Genomic DNA, 18050 nt, shown 5'->3' on the forward strand with positions numbered 1-18050 from the left:
CCGTTGTCCGAAGTCCAGTCCGGCGGTGCCGTGGTGGAGACCGAGATCGCCGGCGACGTCGGCGTCATCCGGCTCAACCGGCCGGAATGCCTCAACGCCGTCAACACCGCCCTGGTGGAACAACTCGTCACCGCGCTCGGCGCGATCACCGACGCGGGCGTCGGCGCGGTGCTGCTGACCGGGCGCGGCCGCGCGTTCTGCGCCGGCCACGACCTCAAGGCGCCGCCGGAGGATCCGGCGACCGTGCAGGCGCGGCTGGACCGGATCCAGGACGTCACGCGGCTGATCCGCGACTGCCCGGCGCCGGTCATCGCGGCGGTGCAGGGGCACGCCGTCGGCGCGGGTGCGGAATTCGCCCTCTGCTGCGACCTGGTGATCGCCGCGGAGGACGCCCGGTTCCGCTTCCCCGAGGTCGGGCTCGGGCTCAGCGTCACCGGCGGCATCTCCAAGCTGCTGCCGCTGCTCGTCGGCCCGCTCAAGGCCAAGGAGATCCTGCTGTTCGGCGACACCATCGACGCCGCCGAGGCGAACCGGCTCGGGCTGGTCAACACGGTGGTCCCGGGCGACGCGCTGCTGGAGACCGCGCACCGGTGGGCGGCACGGCTGGCCGAGCGGCCGCGCGCCACCTTGGCCATGGCCAAGGAAGCCTTGGACGCGGGCATCGACCACGCCCTCGAATCGGCGCTGCGACTGGAGATCCGGCACGCGATCCGCACCGAGGAGCTCGCGGCCGACCGGACGGGAGACGCCCGATGAACGCCGAAACCCTCGTCGACCTCGTCCGCGACGCGGCCCGGCGCTGGCCGGATCGCACCGCGTGGACCTTCGACCAAACCGGCCACGAACTCACCTTCGCCGAGATCGACCGCCGCAGCGACGCGCTGGCCGCGCTGCTGGCCGGATCGGGCGTGGCGGCGGGCGACCGCGTCGCGGTGATGATGGACAACCGCCCGGAATTCCCGCTCGGCTGGCTCGCCGCGGCCAAGCTGGGCGCGGCGATGGTCCCGGTCAACAACCGCTACCAGGAGTACGACGCCACCCACGTGCTCGCGCACTCGCAGGCCCGGGTCGTGCTGACCACCGCCGAGCACGCGGATCTGCTCGCCCGCGTCCTGAAGGCCACCTCGGTGCGGCAAGTCCTCGACGTCGACGCGATCGACCTCCCGGCCGCCGAAGCGCCCCGGTGCGCGCCGCCGACACCGGAGGCGCTGGCGAACATCCAGTACACCTCGGGCACCACCGGCGCGCCCAAGGGCTGCGCGCTCCCCCACCGCTACTGGACCACGCTCGCGTCCGGCCTGGTCGACGGCTTCCCCGGCATCGACGACCGCGACACGATCCTCACCGCCCAGCCGTTCCACTACATCGATCCGCAGTGGAACGTCGCGCTCGGCCTCGCCGCCGGGGCGCGGCTGGTGGTGCTGGACCGGTTCCACCCCACCACGTTCTGGGCGAAGGTCCGCGAGCACGGCGTCACGTGGTTCTACTGCCTGGGCCTGATGCCGAAGCTGCTGCTCGACCAGGACCCGTCGCCTGCCGACCGGGAACACCGGGTGCGCGCGATCAGCGCCTCGGCGATCCCGCCGAACCTGCACGCCGCGCTCGAACGGCGGTGGGACGTCCCGTGGTTCGAGGCGTTCGGCATGACCGAAACCGGCAGCGACATCCGGATGACCCCGCAGGACCACGACGCCGCGGTGGGCACGGGCTGCCTCGGCCGGGCGGCGCCAGGCCGCGAGGTCATGATCGTCGACGGCGAGGGCGCCCCGGTGCCGCGCGGCGAGGTCGGCGAGCTGGCCATCCGCGGCACCGGCCTGATGCACGGCTACTTCCGCGATCCGGAGGCCACCGAACGCGCCTTCCGGGCGGGCTGGTTCCACACCGGCGATCTGGCCCGGATGGACGACGAGGGCCGCGTCTACTACGCGGGCCGCACCAAGGACATGATCCGCCGCAGCGGCGAGAACATCGCCGCCGCCGAGGTCGAGCGCGTGCTGCAGCTGCACCCGGCGGTCGACGTGGCCGCGGTCCTGCCGGAGCCGGACGAGTTGCGCGGCGAGGAGGTGCACGCGGTGGTCGTCCTCCGCGGCGAGCCGTGCGATCCTCGCGAGCTGGCGGACTTCTGCGCCACCCAGCTCGCCTACTTCAAGGTCCCGCGCTACTGGACCTTCCGCGACCGGCTGCCGATGACGGCCTCGGAACGCGTCGCCAAGGCCGTCCTGCGCGCCGAGCTCCGCGACGAGGAGGCGGTCACCCACGACAGCCGAACCTGGTGATCTCCGCGGGTCAGCACTGCCCGCGGCCCCGTTGAGCGTTCTGTCCCCTCTGCCCACTGCGGCTCCGGGTCCACCATCCGGCGTACATTTGTTTGGTGCGCGCCGGCCTGCCCGCGCACGAACCGACAGAACGTTTCCGTCCTGGCCTGGCCGGGACCGCGGCACCGAGAAGGTTGATCGGGTGGTTGTCCCAACGGCTCGTCCGCAGCGCGCTGAGCGGCCGGGCCGCAGCAAGGCTGCAGGTCGATCGGTCGGCGCGGTCTGGCTGCGCATGCTCGCGGTCGGCGCCGCCGGCTTCGCGCTCTACGCGGGCTCTCCCCCGCGCGAGCTGTGGTGGCTGGCGCCGATCGCGTTCGCGGTGTTCGCGGCGGTGCTCCGCGGCCGCAAGGCCCGCGCCGGATTCGGCTACGGCCTGCTGTTCGGCTTCGCGTTCCTGCTGCCGCTGCTGGGCTGGCTGCAGGACTTCCTGGGCGCCGACTTCGGCCCGTGGCCGTGGCTGGGCGTGGCGGGTGTGCAGGCGCTGTTCGTCGCGCTCGGCGGCGCCGGGATGGCGCGTGTCAGCCGCCTGCCGGGAGCGCCGGTGTGGATGGCGGCGGTGTTCGTCGCCGCCGAGGCGCTGCGCTCGGCCGTGCCCTTCGGCGGCTTCCCGTGGGGCAAGCTGGCATTCACCCAGGACACCGGCCTGTTCCTGCCGCTGGCCGCGCTCGGCGGCAGCGCCGTGGTGTCCTTCGCCGTCGCGGTGGTCGGCGGTGGCCTGGCCGAGCTCGCCCGCCGCGCGCGCACCCCGCGCCGCTGGGCCGCACCGCTGGCCGCAGTGCTCGTGCCGGTCATGGCCGGCCTCGCCATGCTGCCCTTCATCGGCACCGACCCCAACGCCGGAACCGCCCGGGTCGCGATCGTGCAGGGCAACGCGCCCAATCTGGGGCTGGGCCTGCTGTACGAGGACGACGTCCTGCACGCCAACCACATCGCGGCCGCGCAGCAGCTCGCCGCCGACCAGGCGAAGGGCCCTCTCGACTTCGTCGTGCTGCCCGAGCAGGTCGGCAGCTGGGGGCCGAGCCAGACCGACCCGGACCTCTCCGGCGTCGCCGCGCAGCTCGGCGTCCCGCTCGTGGTCGGCGGCCTCGGCAAGGACCCCGACGGCGCCCTGCGCAACCAGGTCGTCCGGTGGGATCCGGCGACGGGCGCGGGCGACCGCTACGTCAAGCAGCACCTGGTGCCCTTCGCCGAGACGATCCCGATGCGGCCGGTGGCGCGGCTGGTGAGCCCGTTCGTGGACCGCTTCCGCTCGGACATGGTGCCCGACGACAAGCCGGGCGTGCTCGACGTCGGAGGCGTCCGGCTGGGCGTCGGGATCTGCTACGACGTCGCCTACGACGACGTGTTCACCGGCGCGGCCCAGGAAGGCGCGACGCTGCTCGCGGTGCCGACCAACAACGCCTGGTACGGCCACTCCGAGATGAGCTACCAGCAGCTGGCGATGTCCCGGCTGCGCGCGGTGGAGCACGGGCGGGCGGTCCTGGTGGCGGCGACCAGCGGCGTCAGCGCCGTGGTTCAGCCGGACGGCACCGTGACCCAGCAGACCGAGCTGTTCACCGCGCAGAATCTCATCGCCGAGGTACCGCTGCGCTCGACGCAGACGCTCGCCACCCGGCTGGGCAGCGCTCCGATGTGGACACTGGTCGTGCTGGGCGTCGGCGCGGTGGCGCTGTCCTGGTGGCGGCCCCGGCGGACCGCGGACGTCTGAACCCGACCAATACGAGTGCACGGCCGGCCGAGCGGGCCGGCTAGGAGGACATGGATGGCGAACCGGCAAGCCCCCGGAGCCGGTGACGACTCGGCCCTGGTGGTGATCCCCACCTACAACGAGCGGGACAACCTGGAGCCGATCGTGCGGCGGCTGTTCGCCGCGCTGCCCTCAGCGCATGTGCTGGTCGTCGACGACGGCAGCCCGGACGGCACCGGCGAGGTGGCCGACGGGCTCGCCGCCGACGACGAGCGGGTGCACGTGCTGCACCGGAGCGAGAAGGCCGGGCTCGGCGCGGCGTACGTGGCGGGCTTCGAGTGTGCGCTGGCGCGGGACTACGGCGCGATCATCGAGATGGACGCCGACGGCTCCCACTCGCCCGAGGACCTGCCCCGGCTGATCGGCATGCTCGGCCCGGACGGCACCGGCGCGGACGTGGTGCTGGGCTCGCGCTACGTGCCCGGCGGGCGGACGGTGAACTGGCCCTGGTACCGGGCGCTGCTGTCCCGCGGCGCCAACGTGTACTCCAAGCTGGCGCTCGGCGTGTCGATCAACGACATCACCTCCGGCTACCGCGTGTACCGGCGGGAGGTCCTGGAGACGCTGCAGCTGCACAACGTCGCCTCACAGGGCTACTGCTTCCAGGTGGACCTGGCGTGGCGCGCGGTGGAGGCCGGCTTCGTGGTCGTGGAGGTGCCGATCACGTTCGTGGAACGCGAGCTCGGCAGCTCGAAGATGGACGCCGAAGTGGTGCGCGAAGCCCTCATCAGGGTGACGAAGTGGGGCCTGCGCCGCCGCGGCAACCAGGCCGCGAGCGTCCTGCGCTCCATCCGCCGCTGACGACCGCGGGATCCGGGCACGTCGAAGCGCCCGGGACGGGATGCCCCAGGCGCTTCGTCGGGTCCTGGTCGCTCAGTGCCCGCGGCGTGCCCGCAGCAGGTCGAGGCGCTCGTTGAGCAGCTCCTCGAGTTCCGGGATGGTGCGCCGCTCCAGCAGCATGTCCCAGTGGGTGCGCGGCGGCTTGGCCTTCTTCTGCTCCGGCTCGCTGCCGTCGATGATCTTCGACTCGGTGCCGTGCAGGCGGCACTCCCAAGTCGGCGGCACCTCGGCATCGTCGGAGAACGGCACCTCGAACTCGTGGCTCTTGGGGCAGGCGTAGCGCACCGTCCGGCGCGGTGCGAGGTCGTGGTTACGGTCGGTCTCGTAGCTCACCGCTCCGAGCCGGCTGCCACGCAGAACGCGGTCGGCCATGACGGTTCCTTTCACTTCGGCCCGGGACCTGGCCCGAGCGGTTGTGCTCACCGTGTGCAACGACGGGGGACCCGCCGTATGTTCCCGGTGTAGTACTTCTGGTTGCCGTCGGTGACGTTGTTCACCCATCAACGACGGCTTTCTCCCTAGAGATGCAGTCGGTCTGCGTTCGTGACGCGTTATCCCACTCGCAATCTATAGGTGCGTTCGAACGGGTGATAGTGCCAGATGATGAGTCACTATGGCCAAGCTGGATCTCGGGAAAGTGACCATAGTGGGACGGAGATCACGACACGGACGGCGGACAAGACGCGAAAATTGGTAACTGAATGTAGCTATACTTGGTTCCCTGTTGTCACAACGCTGCGTACCGGCATATTCCGATCGTGCCGAAAATCCCGGCCACGCCTGTCACCAGCATGGAGCAACGCCGCCGCCTTGGCGAGGCGGGCGCGCATCGTCACCCGCCGCACACGCTGCGTATTCACCGAACGAGTCAGAGAACCTTCGGCGCCGGGTTGCCGACAGCCTCGATCGCCCGCCGCACCGGTACCAGCGCGACCAGCACCAACCCGACCGCGAAGAACACCACCAGCGACACGATGGCCAGCCGGAACGACCCGGTCGCCTGCCCGACCCCGGCGAACACCAGCGGGCCCAGCCACGACGTGGAGCGCTCCCCCACCTCGTACAGCGAGAAGTACTCGGCCTCCCGGCCGGGCGGCACCATCTGGCTGAACAGCGACCGGGACAGCGCGTTGGTGCCGCCGAGCACCAGCCCGATGCCCACCGCCAGGCCGTAGAACTGCATCTGCTGGCCTGCCTGCACGAAATACGCGGCGACCAGCACCACCAGCCAGGTGGCGAGGCTGATCAGGATCGTCTTCTTCGCGCCGATGCGCCGCGCCACCACCCCGTGCAGCACCCCGCCGACGAAGGCGATGAACTGCACGATCAGCAGCGTGATGATCAGCGAGTCCTGCGGGAGCTTGAGCTCCAGGTTGCCGTACTGCGCCGAGACCTGGGTGACCGTCGAGATGCCGTCGGTGTAGATCCAGTACGCCCCGAGGAACGCCAGCGTCAGCGGGAAGTGCTTCGCCTCCCGGAACGTGGTCATCAACTGCTTGAAGCCCGCGGTGACCGCGGACGGGCCGCGCACGGCCCCCTCCGGGGCGCGGTGTTCACGCAGCGCCGCCAGCGGCAGCAGCGTGAACACGGCCCACCAGACGCCCGAGGACAGGAAGATCAGCCGGACCGCGGTCTCCGTGCTCATGCCGACCGCGTCGTGGCCCAGGTAGATCACCAGGTGCATGGCCAGCGCCGCACCGCTGCCCAGGTAGCCGACCGCCCAGCCGCGCGTGGAGACGTCGTCCCGCTCGTCGACGGAGGCGATCTCCGGCAGGAACGAGTAGTAGACCACCACCGAGGCGCCGAAGCAGATGTTGGCGATGATGAACAGCACCACGCCGAGCTGCCAGTTCTGCCCGCCGACCAGCGCCAGCAGCGCCGTCATCGCCGCGCCGCCGAACGCGAAGATCCCCAGCATCAGCCGCTTGCTCTGCGTCCGGTCCGCGATCGCGCCGGTGATCGGCAGCACGACCACCTGCACGACGGTGGCCACCGACAGCAGGTAGCCCCACAGCGACCCGGCCGGGAACACCAGCCCGAACGCCGAGATGTCGCACTGCACCAGCGCGTTGTTCTGCGGGCAGGCGTTCAGGCCGTTGCGCGCGACGTCCGCCTTCGCGGCCTCGGTCGCCACCGAGGTCAGGTAGAGCGAGAGGAAGACCGTGGTCACCGAAGTCGGGAACACCGAGTTGGCCCAGTCGTACCAGCACCAACCCCGCTGTTCCCGGCGCCGCCGCCGCGCGGCGTCCGGTGCCAGGTCGCTGTCCATCACGCTCATCCGTTCGGTCCTCCGGCCAAGATCACTCGATTGGGGGTAACCGGACCTTACTGGCTCAACGAACGCGGTGGAGGTCCGTGCGGAGACAATGCGTAGTTCTGCTCATCCGCCGACCTCCGGCCGCGGCTCGCCGAACCGCTCCCGCAACACCTCCTGCAACACGTCCGGCCGGTCGGTGACCAGCCCGTCCACGCCGAGATCCAGCAGCTCCCGCATCTCCACGGCGTCGTCGACGGTCCACACGTGGACCTCCATGCCCCAGCGATGAGCCTGGCGCACGAAGCGGGAATCGATCAAACGCAGCCGGCCGAAGCCCGTCGGCACCTGCGTAGCGCCACCGACCACCGCCGACCGCAACGGCCAGCCGCCCCACCGCGAGCTCAACCACAGCAACCCGGCCGAACGACGCCCGGTCGAGGTCAGCAGCCGCGGCCCGATGGCCCGCCGCATCGCAGCCAGCCGGTGCTCGGCGAACGACGCCAGGCACACCCGGTCCCAGGCGTTGTGCCTGCGCAGCGTCCGCAGCACCGGCCCCACCGCCGAGTCCGCCTTGACGTCGATGTTGAAGAACATCTCCGGCAGCTCCTCCAGCGCGGCGTCCAGCCGGCACACCGGTTCCCGGCCGCCGATGAGCGCCGAGCCGACGGCCGACCAGGGCAGCCGCTCGATGAGGCCGCGGCCGTCCGTGGTGCGGTCCAGCGTCGCGTCGTGGTTCACCACCACGACGCCGTCGGCGGTCGCGTGGACGTCGGTCTCGATGTAGCGGTAACCCTTGTCGGCGGCGCGGCGGAACGCGGCCAGCGAGTTCTCCAGATCGTGCAGTTCCCCGAGGTGCCACCCGCGGTGGGCGAACGCGCGGGGCCGGGGACCGGACAGGAAAGGATGCGTCACGCCCGCAACTCTGCCCGATCGGCGTGCCTGCACCGCGCAGGCGGGGCCATTGGCTAACGTGATCGATCGTGGAAACCTCCGACCCGCCGTCCCGCCGCCAACGCCAAGCCAGGCACTGCGCGTGGTGCGGACGGCGCGTCCCGGAGTCGGGCAGGCAAGGACGTCCCCGCCTGTACTGCGCGCAGTCCTGCCGTCAACGCGCCTACGAACGCCGCACCGCGGTGCAACGCGGTGGCCTCCCGGAAGACGCGGTGGTGCTCTCCGCCGCCGAGCTCGCGGATCTGCAAGACCGGCTGTTCCAGCTGCGCTGCGCGGCCGAAGACGTGGTCACGGCCGTCGAGGACGCCGCCGACCACGCCGAACTGCGCAAGCTCGCGACCCAGGTGGTGGCCGTGGCCGGGGAGCTCGAACGGCTGCGGTGAGACGAACGGAGCATTGTGCGGACCGGCCGGGGTGGCCAGGATGAGTTGGTCCCCAGCGGTGGCGAGGAATCGACGGTGCCCGCACGTCCCGTAGTCCGCGGCTTACGCCGCACCGACCTGATCAGCCAGGACCCGATAGCTTCGGCGGTCTTCTACCGGGCCCTGCTCGACTGGACCCCGGCGCCGACCGGCGCCGGCTTCGACTGCTGGGTGGGCAACCGGCGCTGCGCCGCGATGCGCTCCCCGCGCGGCCGCGAACGACCCGGCTGGCGCCCCATGTTCGCCGGCACCACCCAGGACGGCTCGCTGACCGGCCCCGACGACGCGGTCGCGCTCATCGCCAAGGGACGGGCCCAGCACGGGCCGTGGGCGCCGAGCCCGCGGCCGGGCGAGCCCTGCTGGATCGAGCTGTGCACGGCGGTCCCGGACCGCGCCGACGCGTTCTGGGCGGACATCCTGAGCTGGACCGTGCACGCGGACCAGTACCTCGCCCACGGCCGGCCGCTGGCGTCCCGCACGATGCGGCGACCGGCCGGCTGGGGCTGGCTGTGCTACTTCGCGGTGGAGGACGTCGAGGCGATCAGCGCCCGGGTGGTGGAGCTGGGCGGCGAAACCGTCGGCCGCGCCGATCACCCGCTGCTGGGCGCGACGGCGGTGGTGTCCGACCCGGCCGGAGCGACGATCGGCCTGGCCGCGGCCGACAAGTGGGGCTGACTGTGGCTAGCCGTCGGAGAGCTCGCCGAGCACCTGCAACGTCCGGTTGGCGCGCACGGACAACCGCTGCTCGCGCGCGGTCACGTCGATGTAGGTCTGGCTGGAGTTGATCGACGAGTGCCCGAGCAGCTTGGCGATCTCGGCAGCGCTCGCCCCGTCCTCGGCGAGCCTCGTCGCGAAGGTGTGCCGCAGCGCGTGCACCATCGCGCCCGGCTGCACCCGGTCGGAGACGCCCGCCGCCCGCAGGGACTGCCGCACCAGGTACTGCAGACCGCCCCGGCGCAGCGCCTCGCCGTGATGATCGACGAACAGCGGCTCGCCGCCGGGCAGCCGGTCGCCGAACCGCACCCGCCGCGACTCCAGGTAGCTCTGGATCAGCGAGTCCAGGGTGTCCTCGATGGGGATGGACCGGTTCTTGCCGCCCTTGCCGTGCACGTGCAGCCGGCGATCCCCCGCCCGGCCGGCCAGCGAGCCGACGGTCAGCTCCAGCAGCTCGGCCGAACGCACCCCGGTGCACAGCAGCGTGGCGAGCACGGCGAGATCGCGCTCCGGCCACGGATTCCGCGCCCGCCGGGCCCCGGCGGCCACCGTGCGCAGCAGCCGCTCGGGGGTGTCCTCGCCCTGCAGCGGCTTCGGCGTGGAGGGAGCGTTGCGCGGCTTCGGCACCACCTGCATCGGATTGCCGGACACCGCGCCCTCGATCACCAGGAATCCGAAGAACCCGTTCCAGGTCGACCAGGCCCGGGTCACCGACGAGGCGGACCGCGCCGCGGCGAACCGCGCGAACGCCGACCGCAGCACCGAGGCGGTGACCAGGTCCACGGCCAGCCGGTCGGCGCCGGTGCCGGTGAGCTCGACCAGCTCACCGGCCACCGACTCCAGGTCGCGGCGGTAGGCGCGCAACGAATTGGCCGCGAGCTTCCTGGCCTGCAGGTGCTCCAGGTAGATCTCGATCAACCGCGCCACGTCCACGCCGCACCTCCCCGGTGATCAACTCGGGTAGATGAAACCAGACGGCACCGACAATCAGCTGTTGCGGATGAACCGGTCGAGCACGCGGGTGCCGAACTTCAGCGAGTCCACCGGGACCCGCTCGTCGACGCCGTGGAACAGGGCTGCGAAGTCGAGGTCCGCGGGCAGCTTCAACGGCGCGAAGCCGAAGCAGTTCATGCCCAGCCGGCTGAACGACTTCGCGTCGGTGCCGCCGGACATCATGTAGGGCAGCGCCTTCGCCCCCGGGTCCTCGGCGAGCAGCGACGCCGTCATCACGTCGACGATGCGGCCCTCGAACTTGGTCTCCACCGGCGGCAGCCCGACCCACTCCCGCTCCACGTCGGGACCGAGGAGCTCGGCCAGCTCGCGGTCGAAGGCCTCCTCGCGCCCGGGCAGGATCCGGCAGTCCACGGCGGCCTCGGCCACCGACGGGATCACGTTGTGCTTGTACCCGGCGGTGAGCATCGTCGGGTTCGCGGTGTCGCGCAGCGTGGCGCCGACGATCCGCGACAGGTTCCCGAGCTTGGCGACGGCGCCCTCGATGTCGTTCTCCGGGAAGTCCCAGCCGGTGATCTCGGTGACGCCGGCGAGGAACTCGCGAACCGAGTCGGTCAGCACGAGCGGGAACCGGTGGTTGCCGAGCTTCGCAACGGCCTCGGAGAGCTTGGTGACGGCGTTGTCGTCGTGCACCATCGAACCGTGCCCGGCGCGGGCCCGCACCCGCAGCTTCAGCCAGCGGATGCCCTTCTCGGCGGACTGCACGAGGTAGGCGCGAACTCCGTCCTTGAGCGTGACCGAGAAGCCGCCGACCTCGCTGATCGCCTCGGTGCAGCCCTCGAAGAGCTCGGGCCGGTGGTCGACCAGCCACTGAGCCCCGTGGAAGCTCCCGGCCTCCTCATCGGCCAGGAACGCGAAGACGACATCCCGCGGCGGGGTGATGCCGTCGCGCTTGAGCCGCCGCGCGACGGCGAGGCTCATGGCCAGCATGTCCTTCATGTCGACGGCGCCGCGCCCCCACACGTAGCCGTCCTGCACGGCCCCGGAGAACGGGTGGACGGACCACTCGGCGGGATCGGCGGGAACGACGTCCAGGTGCCCGTGCACCAGCAACCCGCCCCGCGTGGAGTCGGCGCCGGGCAAGCGGGCGATGACGTTGCCGCGCCCCGGGTGGTCCCCGGACTCGACGTAGGTGACGTCGTACCCGACCTCGCTGAGCTTGGCCGCCACGAACTCGGCGGCGGCACGCTCGCCGACGAGAGTCTCGGGGTCGCCCGTGTTGGTGGTGTCGATGCGGATCAGGTCGCTCGCCAGGCCGACGACCTCGTCCTCGGCCCGCAGCAACCCAGCGTCGTGATCAGTGCCGGAGATACCCTCGTTGTGTGCGCTCACCAGGCATTTCTATCACCCGGCCGCAGAAGAGGGGGGTGCCGTTGGAGCGTGTTTGACCATGGGCTAATCTATGTACACAACACAGCGGGGAGGCCCGAAAGAAAGAGGGCCGAGCCGAAGATGTCCGAGTGGCGGAATGGCAGACGCGCTAGCTTGAGGTGCTAGTGCCCTACTAATGGGCGTGGGGGTTCAAGTCCCCCCTCGGACACATAATTACCCCATGGTAAGTGGTCTTTTCGCTGGTCAGGCTCGGTCGGATGTCACGACCGAGCCTGACTTGTTGTAGACGATGATCAGGTTGTGCTCTCGCAGGAGCCGGGCAGTCTCTTCGGGTTGACCATCGCAGGCGAGGACCGAGTTGGTGAGCTCGGATGCGAGCTCCGCGAGCAAGTGGTCTTCGCGGACATAGACACTCTTGGGTTGATCCGGTGTGCGCTGCTGGCTGCTGGTGTGTCCATGGCGGCACCGGTAGCCGGGACGATGGTTCGCCCAGTGCGCATCCATACGGCGATGGCAGATCCCGCACCGCAGGAGACCGGCGAACCGGTACGTATGGGTCGTACCGTCCCCGGCCGGCCGCGCGGACCGGATGGCCTGCACCGCCACGAAGTCAGCTTCGCTGACCAACGCCGGATGCGTGGCCCGTGTCGAGATCACCCACTCCTGCGGCGTGCTCCATAAATGCAGCTGCGAGTCCTCATCGTTCGCGGCGCGGCGGGCCTGCTGGCGATTCCACACCTGGCGACCGGTATAGCGCGGGTTCGCCAGGATCGACGCCACCGTCGGCACCGTCCACGCCTGGCCGGCACGGTGCGGATTTCGGTCCCGGTCAACTCCCGACGGACAAGGCACATGTTGATCGTTGAGAGCCCGAGCAATGCCCGAGATGCTCTTGCCCTCCCGACGTTGCGCGAACATCCAACGCACATACGGTGCCGTAGCGGGATCAGGTTCCAATCGCTGCATCCGCCGCCCCCACCGTGCGTGTGCCTGGTTCGGGTGCGGGCCAGCATCAACAAGCCGGTAACCATACGGCGGCCGACCACCAAGATAACGCCCCTGATCACGAACCTGAGCACACATCGCCGCCAGCACCCGATGCCGAGCCCGAAGAACCTCCCGCTGAGACTGCGCACCAAGCATCGTGATCAGCGCTTGGTGATCGGGATTGCCGGCCTGGAAGGGCCCGCCGGCCTCCGGGAACCACACCTGCACGCCGTGACGCTCAAAAAGCGGCAGCATACGGGCAAACTGATTGCCGCTGAAGGCACGCTCATGCTCACCGACCACGATCGCATCGAAACCCCGGTCCTGATCGCCGAGCGCCGCCAACAGAGCCGCAGCTCGCGGGCGCTGTGCCCACGGCAACCGACGGGAACATCCAGCGTCGAAGAACTCCGCCACAATGACACCGTGCCCGGCGATGGTGTGCTCTGCCGCCTCCCGTTGCCAGGACGCCGAGGTCACGCGGTGCTGGTGGCGGCGTGTGGAAGTACGACCGTAAAAGGCGAACCGAATACCGTCACTGTCACCACTGGGCCGGCGCCATGCCGTTCGGCGACGGGCGTGCTCGACCCAGGCGCCAAGCACATCCTCACCATCCTGGAGATGTGTAGTCGTCATGCTGATCACTTCCCGCCTGAGAGACCTTCTCCAGCGAGACGCGACAAGCAGTGGACAGTGACGGGCACACACGCTACTGCCACCCATTCAGCCCATCCGCGACCGTGCATCGGGCGAGGAGATCGCGCGCCCCACCCGTGCGCGCCTTTGGTTCCTCCCTTGCGCCCTTCAACCGCGTGGCAGTGCCCGCGTCAGATTCGTCTTGCCTTGGATAGCTCAGTCAACGTCGCGAGCAGCCTTCGACAAGACCCTCAAGCGCCTGAACTAGGCGTGAGTCAGTCGCGACACGGAGGACTCGGACAGAGTCACCTCCGTCCACCGACTCGAACGCTCAGCTGCCCCGACGCGCTCACGTTCGCTGATCCCCCGAAAAGAGTCTTTTTGTCACTCTGACAATAATATAGCGTCGGGTACGTGAACGATGAGAACTGGTCGGCCCCTGAGGTTCTGGTGGCGGTTGACCTGGTCATCCTGACGCTCCGCTCCTCTGCGCTCCAAGTGCTCCTCGTGGAACGCGGCATCGCGCCGTACCGCGGTCATCAGGCCCTTCCCGGCGGTTTTTTGAACAACGCCACCGAGGACATCGAGGAGGCAGCTCACCGCGAGCTGAACGAGGAAGCGAACCTCGACCGCACACAACTACACCTCGAGCAGTTGGGCGCCTACGGCAAGCCCGGTCGTGATCCACGCGGACGCGTGATCTCTGTGGCCTACCTCGCCATTGCCCCGAGCCTCCCGGAGCCGATCGCAGGCACCGACGCCGCGAGCGCTTCCTGGCAGCCGGTCGACGACGTGCTGAGCGGGCGCCTGAAGCTGGCCTTCGACCACCTGGAGATCGTCGCCGACGGCGTGGAGCGGGCCCGGGCGAAGCTGGAGCGGACAGCGCTGGCCACCGCGTTCTGCGCGGAGACCTTCACTATCTCGGACTTGCAAAAGGTCTACGAGACGGTCTGGGGAGTCTCGCTCGATCCGCGGAATTTCTACCGAAAGGTCCAGGGCGTTCCGGGCTTCCTCACGCCCGTGGAGTCGACCCGCCGAACGACCAAAGGCCGTCCCGCCCGCCTGTACACGGCCGGGACGCGAACCGCACTGCATCCGCCACTGATCCGCCCCGAACACCCGATGTCGGACGAGGAGGACCATTGACGAACGACCTGGTAGTGATACTCACAGCCTTCGATCTCGAGTATCACGCCGTCCGAGAGAGACTCGTCGCCCCTCAGCTGCACCACCACGACAAAGGCTCGCTCTTCGAGGTCGGCCGCCTGCGAGGCAGCGATTGCCGAATCGCGCTCGGGCAGTCCGGCAAGGGGAATCATCCGGCGGCAGTGTTCGCTGAAAGAGCGATACAGCAGTTCTCGCCGGCTGCGTTGTTGTTCGTCGGTGTGGCGGGCGCGTTGTGGGACAAGACGAAGCTGGGCGACGTCGTCGTAGCGACCCACGTCTACGGGTATCACGGCGCGACCAGTGAAGATGACGGAGCGAAGGCCCGGCCGCGAGCCTGGGAAACCGCGCACCTTCTCAACCAGCTCGCCCAGCACGTGGCCCGCTCCGATGACTGGTCCCGCGACCTGCCCGGCGATCACACGCCAAAGGTCCATTTCGGACCCGTTGCGGCGGGCGAGGTCTTGCACAATTCCCGCCACTCTTACGAGGCGCGCTGGGTCCGGGAACATTTCAACGACGCGTTAGCCATCGAGATGGAGGCGGCCGGTGTCGCGCAAGCAGGGCACTTCAACGCCGTGCCGGTCGGGATCGTGCGTGGCATCAGTGATCGCGCCGATGGGACGAAGAACAGTAGCGACGACGCCGACTGGCAGCCACGAGCCGCAGCCGGGGCCGCCACGTTCGCAACTCATCTCGCCAAGCAACTGGTCGCCGGGCAGGAGCGCATCGCGATGGAGAAAAAGCACGACGTCACGAGCCATACCACTGTGAACAGTCACGGCATAGCCGGCATCGTTGCCCGCGATGTCCAGAACAGCTTCGTCCACATGTCGGCCGGGCCGGAGTCCACCGCGACCGATCTGACAGCCGAGTTGCGTGGGCTGCGCGATCAGCTGGCGAGCGCACGGGCAAACGGTACCGTTGACGACGCCACCTACAAGGCGGCGAACGAAGAGCTCGAAAACGCCAGTCGGGCCCTCGAAACGAATGAACCCGAGGCCAAGAGCAGGGCCCTGCTGTCTCTGAAACGACTGCGCGGCCTGGTCGCCGAAGTCGCGGAGCTCGTGACCAAGATCGCCACCATTATCTCGGCGGTGAACGGCCTGTCATGAGTGAGGATTCGGAGACATCCACCACGAAGGTGAGCGTCGAGGCGGGATCAACGGCCGGCATCGTCGCAGGCGCCGTGCACAACTCGACCGTCTACGTGAGCACTCCGGCTGACCCGCCCATCCGGAAGTACGAGGTCGGCCGCAACCTTTTGGACGGCGGCGCGCCCGGCCAGGCCCGGGATCTCATCCGCGATGCCATCGCGCACGGCTTCGACTCCGCCGAGGTGCGTTTCCACTGGGTGTTGGCGCTGCTCAGCAAGCGATCCTACCGGGATCTCAACGCGCAGGAACGAGATCAGCTGGAACAGGCATCAAAGGACCTGCACTCCTTTCCGGAGAATGAGTGGAAGCTCGCCCTGTCTGCGGTGTGCAAGCTGCTGGACGCCACGGCAGGCCACAACTGCAACCCGGCAGCCGCGCTCGACGAACTACTCGCGACCCAACCGAAGCAGCGTGACAAGATAGTGCGCCATCTCGACCTGGTCCTAACGGGTGGGATGAAAGACCGCCTGTGGTCGGAGGCCCGGGTCGCGGCCAAGCAAGCTCAGGTGAGCAATGGCCGCTTCGACCGCGTGTGGGCGTACTTCCATCCCCTGCCGATCAAGCCGCGTCCACGGGCGGTGGCGCAAGTAGCCATTACCGATCGCGACCAGAGGCTGAGACTTCTCGGCGCTGCGGTGTTCGTCCTTGCCGTCGGCTACCTCGGATGGCTGGTGCTGCAGCGCGCCGCTTCATTACCTGTGATCTCCTATCCGCTTGCGCTCTTCGCCGGTTACGTCGCGGCACGCAACGCGCTGGAATGGCGCTACCGCAAGTTGCGCCTGAGAGCCAAGGAAAGGGTCTACTTCGGACTGGCGGAACGCAGGCGCGCTCCAGAAGGCGGGTTCGCCGACAAGGTCGACCACTCCTTCGATCGTTACTTCAACAAGTACGCGCCGCAAGAGGAGACCCGCCAGACATGGCTGGCTGCGACGGCTGGCATCCGCAACGAGCTGCGCGACGAGATCGCCGAGATCTATCGGGAGAGCAGGATCCCCATCGGCCGGGTCAACTGGCTGATCGCCTACCTCGTGCTCGATGTCCGCAAACGCTGGCGAGCGGGCACGTTATTCGACTTTCAACGGCAGTACCGAACCACACCGGTGACGAAGGCATGGTGCTTGCTGGCGCTGGTCGTGGCCATCCCGGCAGCAGTGATCGCTATGGCCGCGGCGTTCCAGACCGAGCCGCTACCCGCCGTCGTAGCCGCGCTCGCCGCGGTACTCAGCGGACGCATCGCAGCACAGCGTGGATTCCACATCATTGCTGAACGGCGACGGTACGCCGAGGAGTACCTGGAGCGAGAGCAGGCGTTCGAAGAACGTTTAGCCGCCTACCACCGGTGGGAGCAGAAGCTGAACTCCATCCGCCCGGACGAGGACGAGATGGAAACCTGGCTGAACTCCGACAAGACCTTGCTGCTCGACAAGACACTGCGCCACTACCGGCTGGCGTGGCGCGACATCATCGCCCACTCATTCCTGCAAACCCCCGCTGCCGGGACCAAACGTGCCCGGTTCCAAGGCTGTCCCTGGAGGTACTCCAAGTACGACATCCGGCTGTTCCTCATAACCCTGGACGGGGTTCGCGAGGTCAGCACTGAACTCAACTTCGAGACGGGCTCGTACAACGGCGAGGAACGAAGCAACTATCGCTTCGACGCCGTCTCCTCCGTCCACGTCGCCACCACCAGCACACTCAAGTACACCCTGGAGCTGACGCTGAGCAACGGCCCTACCAGGAACATCCGAGTCACAGAACCCGACGAACAGCAACCCACTCCCGAGGAGCACATCGACTCCTTCATCGCTCTCAACCTCGAAACCGCAGGGTTCACCCCCACCCTGCACATCCTGGAAGGCATCGCCGCAGAGGGTAAGAACTGGATCAACCACCATCCGCACCGCAAACCGCCCGCGGATCACTGAACCGCGTCAATCGCCCTCACGCGACGATATTGGAACGACGCCCCGGTCCCCTGGTGAAAGCTTGTTACCGGCTGGGCCGCTCCGGCTGACTACCCCGCCCGCCTGGGCCGATGCGGAAGGTCAGCTGGATTGGCCCACCCAGTCAGAGCAGCCTCGACCAGCACTTCGGACAGCAACGCGGTTCGGACTACTGATCGTCCGCGGCCCCAGTGCGGTTCGTGCGCTTGCCGTAGAGGTCTTCGCCGGCTTCAACGCTGTCGATCTCAATGCGGTCACCAGAGCTGTCGCCGCTGCTTTCCTTCCCGATGACCGTCCTACGCGCTTTCACGTTCGCGATCCTGATGTCATCACCACTGGGCATCGTCGCGTCCTGGTTACCGGAGCGTCTCGCCTGCATTACCAGTCCCCCGGCTACGGACAATGCGCCGACGACTGCTGAGACTCAGCTGGCGAACTCCCAGCTCTTCGCCGCGATCGCAAGCGTCACAGCCACTACGATCGCTGCGGCTCCGACCACCAACGCGACCCGCTTCAGCACTGCCATGACGATCAAGTCTGCCAGCGCGCCCATGGCCCGCATACAGCCAGCTGA

The 18050-nt window shown here is 68.9% G+C and carries 17 protein-coding genes and 1 tRNA gene; 10 read left to right on the plus strand and 8 right to left on the minus strand.

All coding sequences use genetic code 11. The annotated features are described in order from the left end of the window. Positions 1–3: 3 nt before the first annotated feature. From AC07EQ_RS25840 to AC07EQ_RS25855, 4 genes are all read left to right on the plus strand, one after another. Positions 4–756, plus strand: coding sequence for an enoyl-CoA hydratase/isomerase family protein (locus tag AC07EQ_RS25840; protein ID WP_478390464.1), 753 nt, complete (start codon positions 4–6; stop codon positions 754–756). Next, positions 753–2276 carry an AMP-binding protein gene (locus AC07EQ_RS25845; protein ID WP_478390465.1) on the plus strand — a complete coding sequence of 508 codons (1524 nt, stop codon included), beginning with the start codon at positions 753–755 and terminating at the stop codon, positions 2274–2276. Before AC07EQ_RS25840 ends, AC07EQ_RS25845 begins: the two co-directional genes overlap by 4 nt. Before the next feature lie 181 nt (positions 2277–2457). After that, positions 2458–4023, plus strand: coding sequence for an apolipoprotein N-acyltransferase (lnt, locus tag AC07EQ_RS25850; RefSeq protein ID WP_478390466.1), 1566 nt, complete (start codon positions 2458–2460; stop codon positions 4021–4023). Between the two features lie 54 nt (positions 4024–4077). Next, complete coding sequence (locus AC07EQ_RS25855) at positions 4078–4863, plus strand: polyprenol monophosphomannose synthase (RefSeq protein ID WP_478390467.1); 786 nt, start codon at positions 4078–4080, stop codon at positions 4861–4863. A gap of 72 nt (positions 4864–4935) precedes the next feature. On the opposite strand, the gene AC07EQ_RS25860 is transcribed toward AC07EQ_RS25855, so the two are convergent. The 3 genes from AC07EQ_RS25860 to AC07EQ_RS25870 form a co-directional block, all read right to left on the minus strand. Further along, a complete protein-coding gene (locus AC07EQ_RS25860; protein WP_358569346.1) occupies positions 4936–5274 on the minus strand; it encodes an RNA polymerase-binding protein RbpA in 339 nt (112 codons plus the stop codon). A 496-nt stretch (positions 5275–5770) separates the two neighbouring features. Beyond that, entirely contained in the window at positions 5771–7180 is a 1410-nt protein-coding gene (locus tag AC07EQ_RS25865; RefSeq protein ID WP_478390468.1) for an MFS transporter, read from the minus strand. A gap of 102 nt (positions 7181–7282) precedes the next feature. Beyond that, on the minus strand, positions 7283–8071 hold the full coding sequence (locus AC07EQ_RS25870) for a glycerophosphodiester phosphodiesterase family protein (protein ID WP_478390469.1): 789 nt from the start codon (positions 8069–8071) through the stop codon (positions 7283–7285). A gap of 68 nt (positions 8072–8139) precedes the next feature. Between AC07EQ_RS25870 and AC07EQ_RS25875 the strand changes: the two genes are divergently transcribed. Continuing rightward, the gene (locus AC07EQ_RS25875) at positions 8140–8493 is read left to right on the plus strand and encodes a hypothetical protein (RefSeq protein WP_478390470.1); all 354 of its coding nucleotides are present in this window, start codon (positions 8140–8142) and stop codon (positions 8491–8493) included. 75 nt (positions 8494–8568) lie between these two features. Further along, a complete protein-coding gene (locus AC07EQ_RS25880) occupies positions 8569–9207 on the plus strand; it encodes a VOC family protein (protein ID WP_478390471.1) in 639 nt (212 codons plus the stop codon). A 6-nt stretch (positions 9208–9213) separates the two neighbouring features. On the opposite strand, the gene AC07EQ_RS25885 is transcribed toward AC07EQ_RS25880, so the two are convergent. Next, complete coding sequence (locus tag AC07EQ_RS25885; RefSeq protein WP_478390472.1) at positions 9214–10179, minus strand: tyrosine-type recombinase/integrase; 966 nt, start codon at positions 10177–10179, stop codon at positions 9214–9216. 54 nt (positions 10180–10233) lie between these two features. Then, on the minus strand, positions 10234–11589 hold the full coding sequence (locus AC07EQ_RS25890) for a M20/M25/M40 family metallo-hydrolase (protein ID WP_132490077.1): 1356 nt from the start codon (positions 11587–11589) through the stop codon (positions 10234–10236). 122 nt (positions 11590–11711) lie between these two features. Between AC07EQ_RS25890 and AC07EQ_RS25895 the strand changes: the two genes are divergently transcribed. Beyond that, positions 11712–11797, plus strand: a tRNA-Leu gene (locus tag AC07EQ_RS25895). 35 nt (positions 11798–11832) lie between these two features. On the opposite strand, the gene AC07EQ_RS25900 is transcribed toward AC07EQ_RS25895, so the two are convergent. Then, the gene (locus AC07EQ_RS25900; RefSeq protein ID WP_478390524.1) at positions 11833–13212 is read right to left on the minus strand and encodes a recombinase family protein; all 1380 of its coding nucleotides are present in this window, start codon (positions 13210–13212) and stop codon (positions 11833–11835) included. A 414-nt stretch (positions 13213–13626) separates the two neighbouring features. Here AC07EQ_RS25900 and AC07EQ_RS25905 point away from each other — a divergent pair, with 414 nt between their 5' ends. From AC07EQ_RS25905 to AC07EQ_RS25915, 3 genes are read left to right on the plus strand one after another with little or no spacing between them, the layout of a single operon-like run. Next, positions 13627–14358, plus strand: coding sequence for an NUDIX hydrolase (locus AC07EQ_RS25905; protein WP_478390473.1), 732 nt, complete (start codon positions 13627–13629; stop codon positions 14356–14358). Further along, a complete protein-coding gene (locus tag AC07EQ_RS25910; protein WP_478390474.1) occupies positions 14355–15491 on the plus strand; it encodes a 5'-methylthioadenosine/S-adenosylhomocysteine nucleosidase family protein in 1137 nt (378 codons plus the stop codon). The genes AC07EQ_RS25905 and AC07EQ_RS25910 overlap by 4 nt, the downstream gene beginning before the upstream one ends. Next, complete coding sequence (locus AC07EQ_RS25915; RefSeq protein WP_478390475.1) at positions 15488–17458, plus strand: hypothetical protein; 1971 nt, start codon at positions 15488–15490, stop codon at positions 17456–17458. The genes AC07EQ_RS25910 and AC07EQ_RS25915 overlap by 4 nt, the downstream gene beginning before the upstream one ends. A gap of 187 nt (positions 17459–17645) precedes the next feature. On the opposite strand, the gene AC07EQ_RS25920 is transcribed toward AC07EQ_RS25915, so the two are convergent. Continuing rightward, positions 17646–17819: a hypothetical protein gene (locus AC07EQ_RS25920; RefSeq protein WP_478390476.1), complete on the minus strand. Its 174-nt coding sequence runs from the start codon at positions 17817–17819 to the stop codon at positions 17646–17648. Positions 17820–17900: 81 nt separating this feature from the next. Next, a complete protein-coding gene (locus AC07EQ_RS25925; protein WP_478390477.1) occupies positions 17901–18029 on the minus strand; it encodes a hypothetical protein in 129 nt (42 codons plus the stop codon). Positions 18030–18050: the final 21 nt, after the last annotated feature.

It is taken from the genome of Saccharopolyspora sp. NPDC045839, assembly GCF_056431645.1.

Bases quoted from the DNA above. Each gene is read 5' to 3' on its own strand.
- AC07EQ_RS25845 (WP_478390465.1), top strand. From the start codon at position 753: ATGAACGCCGAAACCCTCGTCGACCTCGTCCGCGACGCGGCCCGGCGC.
- AC07EQ_RS25855 (WP_478390467.1), top strand. From the start codon at position 4,078: ATGGCGAACCGGCAAGCCCCCGGAGCCGGTGACGACTCGGCCCTGGTG.
- AC07EQ_RS25860 (WP_358569346.1), bottom strand. From the start codon at position 5,274: ATGGCCGACCGCGTTCTGCGTGGCAGCCGGCTCGGAGCGGTGAGCTAC.
- AC07EQ_RS25865 (WP_478390468.1), bottom strand. From the start codon at position 7,180: ATGAGCGTGATGGACAGCGACCTGGCACCGGACGCCGCGCGGCGGCGG.
- AC07EQ_RS25900 (WP_478390524.1), bottom strand. From the start codon at position 13,212: ATGACGACTACACATCTCCAGGATGGTGAGGATGTGCTTGGCGCCTGG.
- AC07EQ_RS25915 (WP_478390475.1), top strand. From the start codon at position 15,488: ATGAGTGAGGATTCGGAGACATCCACCACGAAGGTGAGCGTCGAGGCG.
- AC07EQ_RS25920 (WP_478390476.1), bottom strand. From the start codon at position 17,819: ATGCCCAGTGGTGATGACATCAGGATCGCGAACGTGAAAGCGCGTAGG.
- AC07EQ_RS25925 (WP_478390477.1), bottom strand. From the start codon at position 18,029: ATGGGCGCGCTGGCAGACTTGATCGTCATGGCAGTGCTGAAGCGGGTC.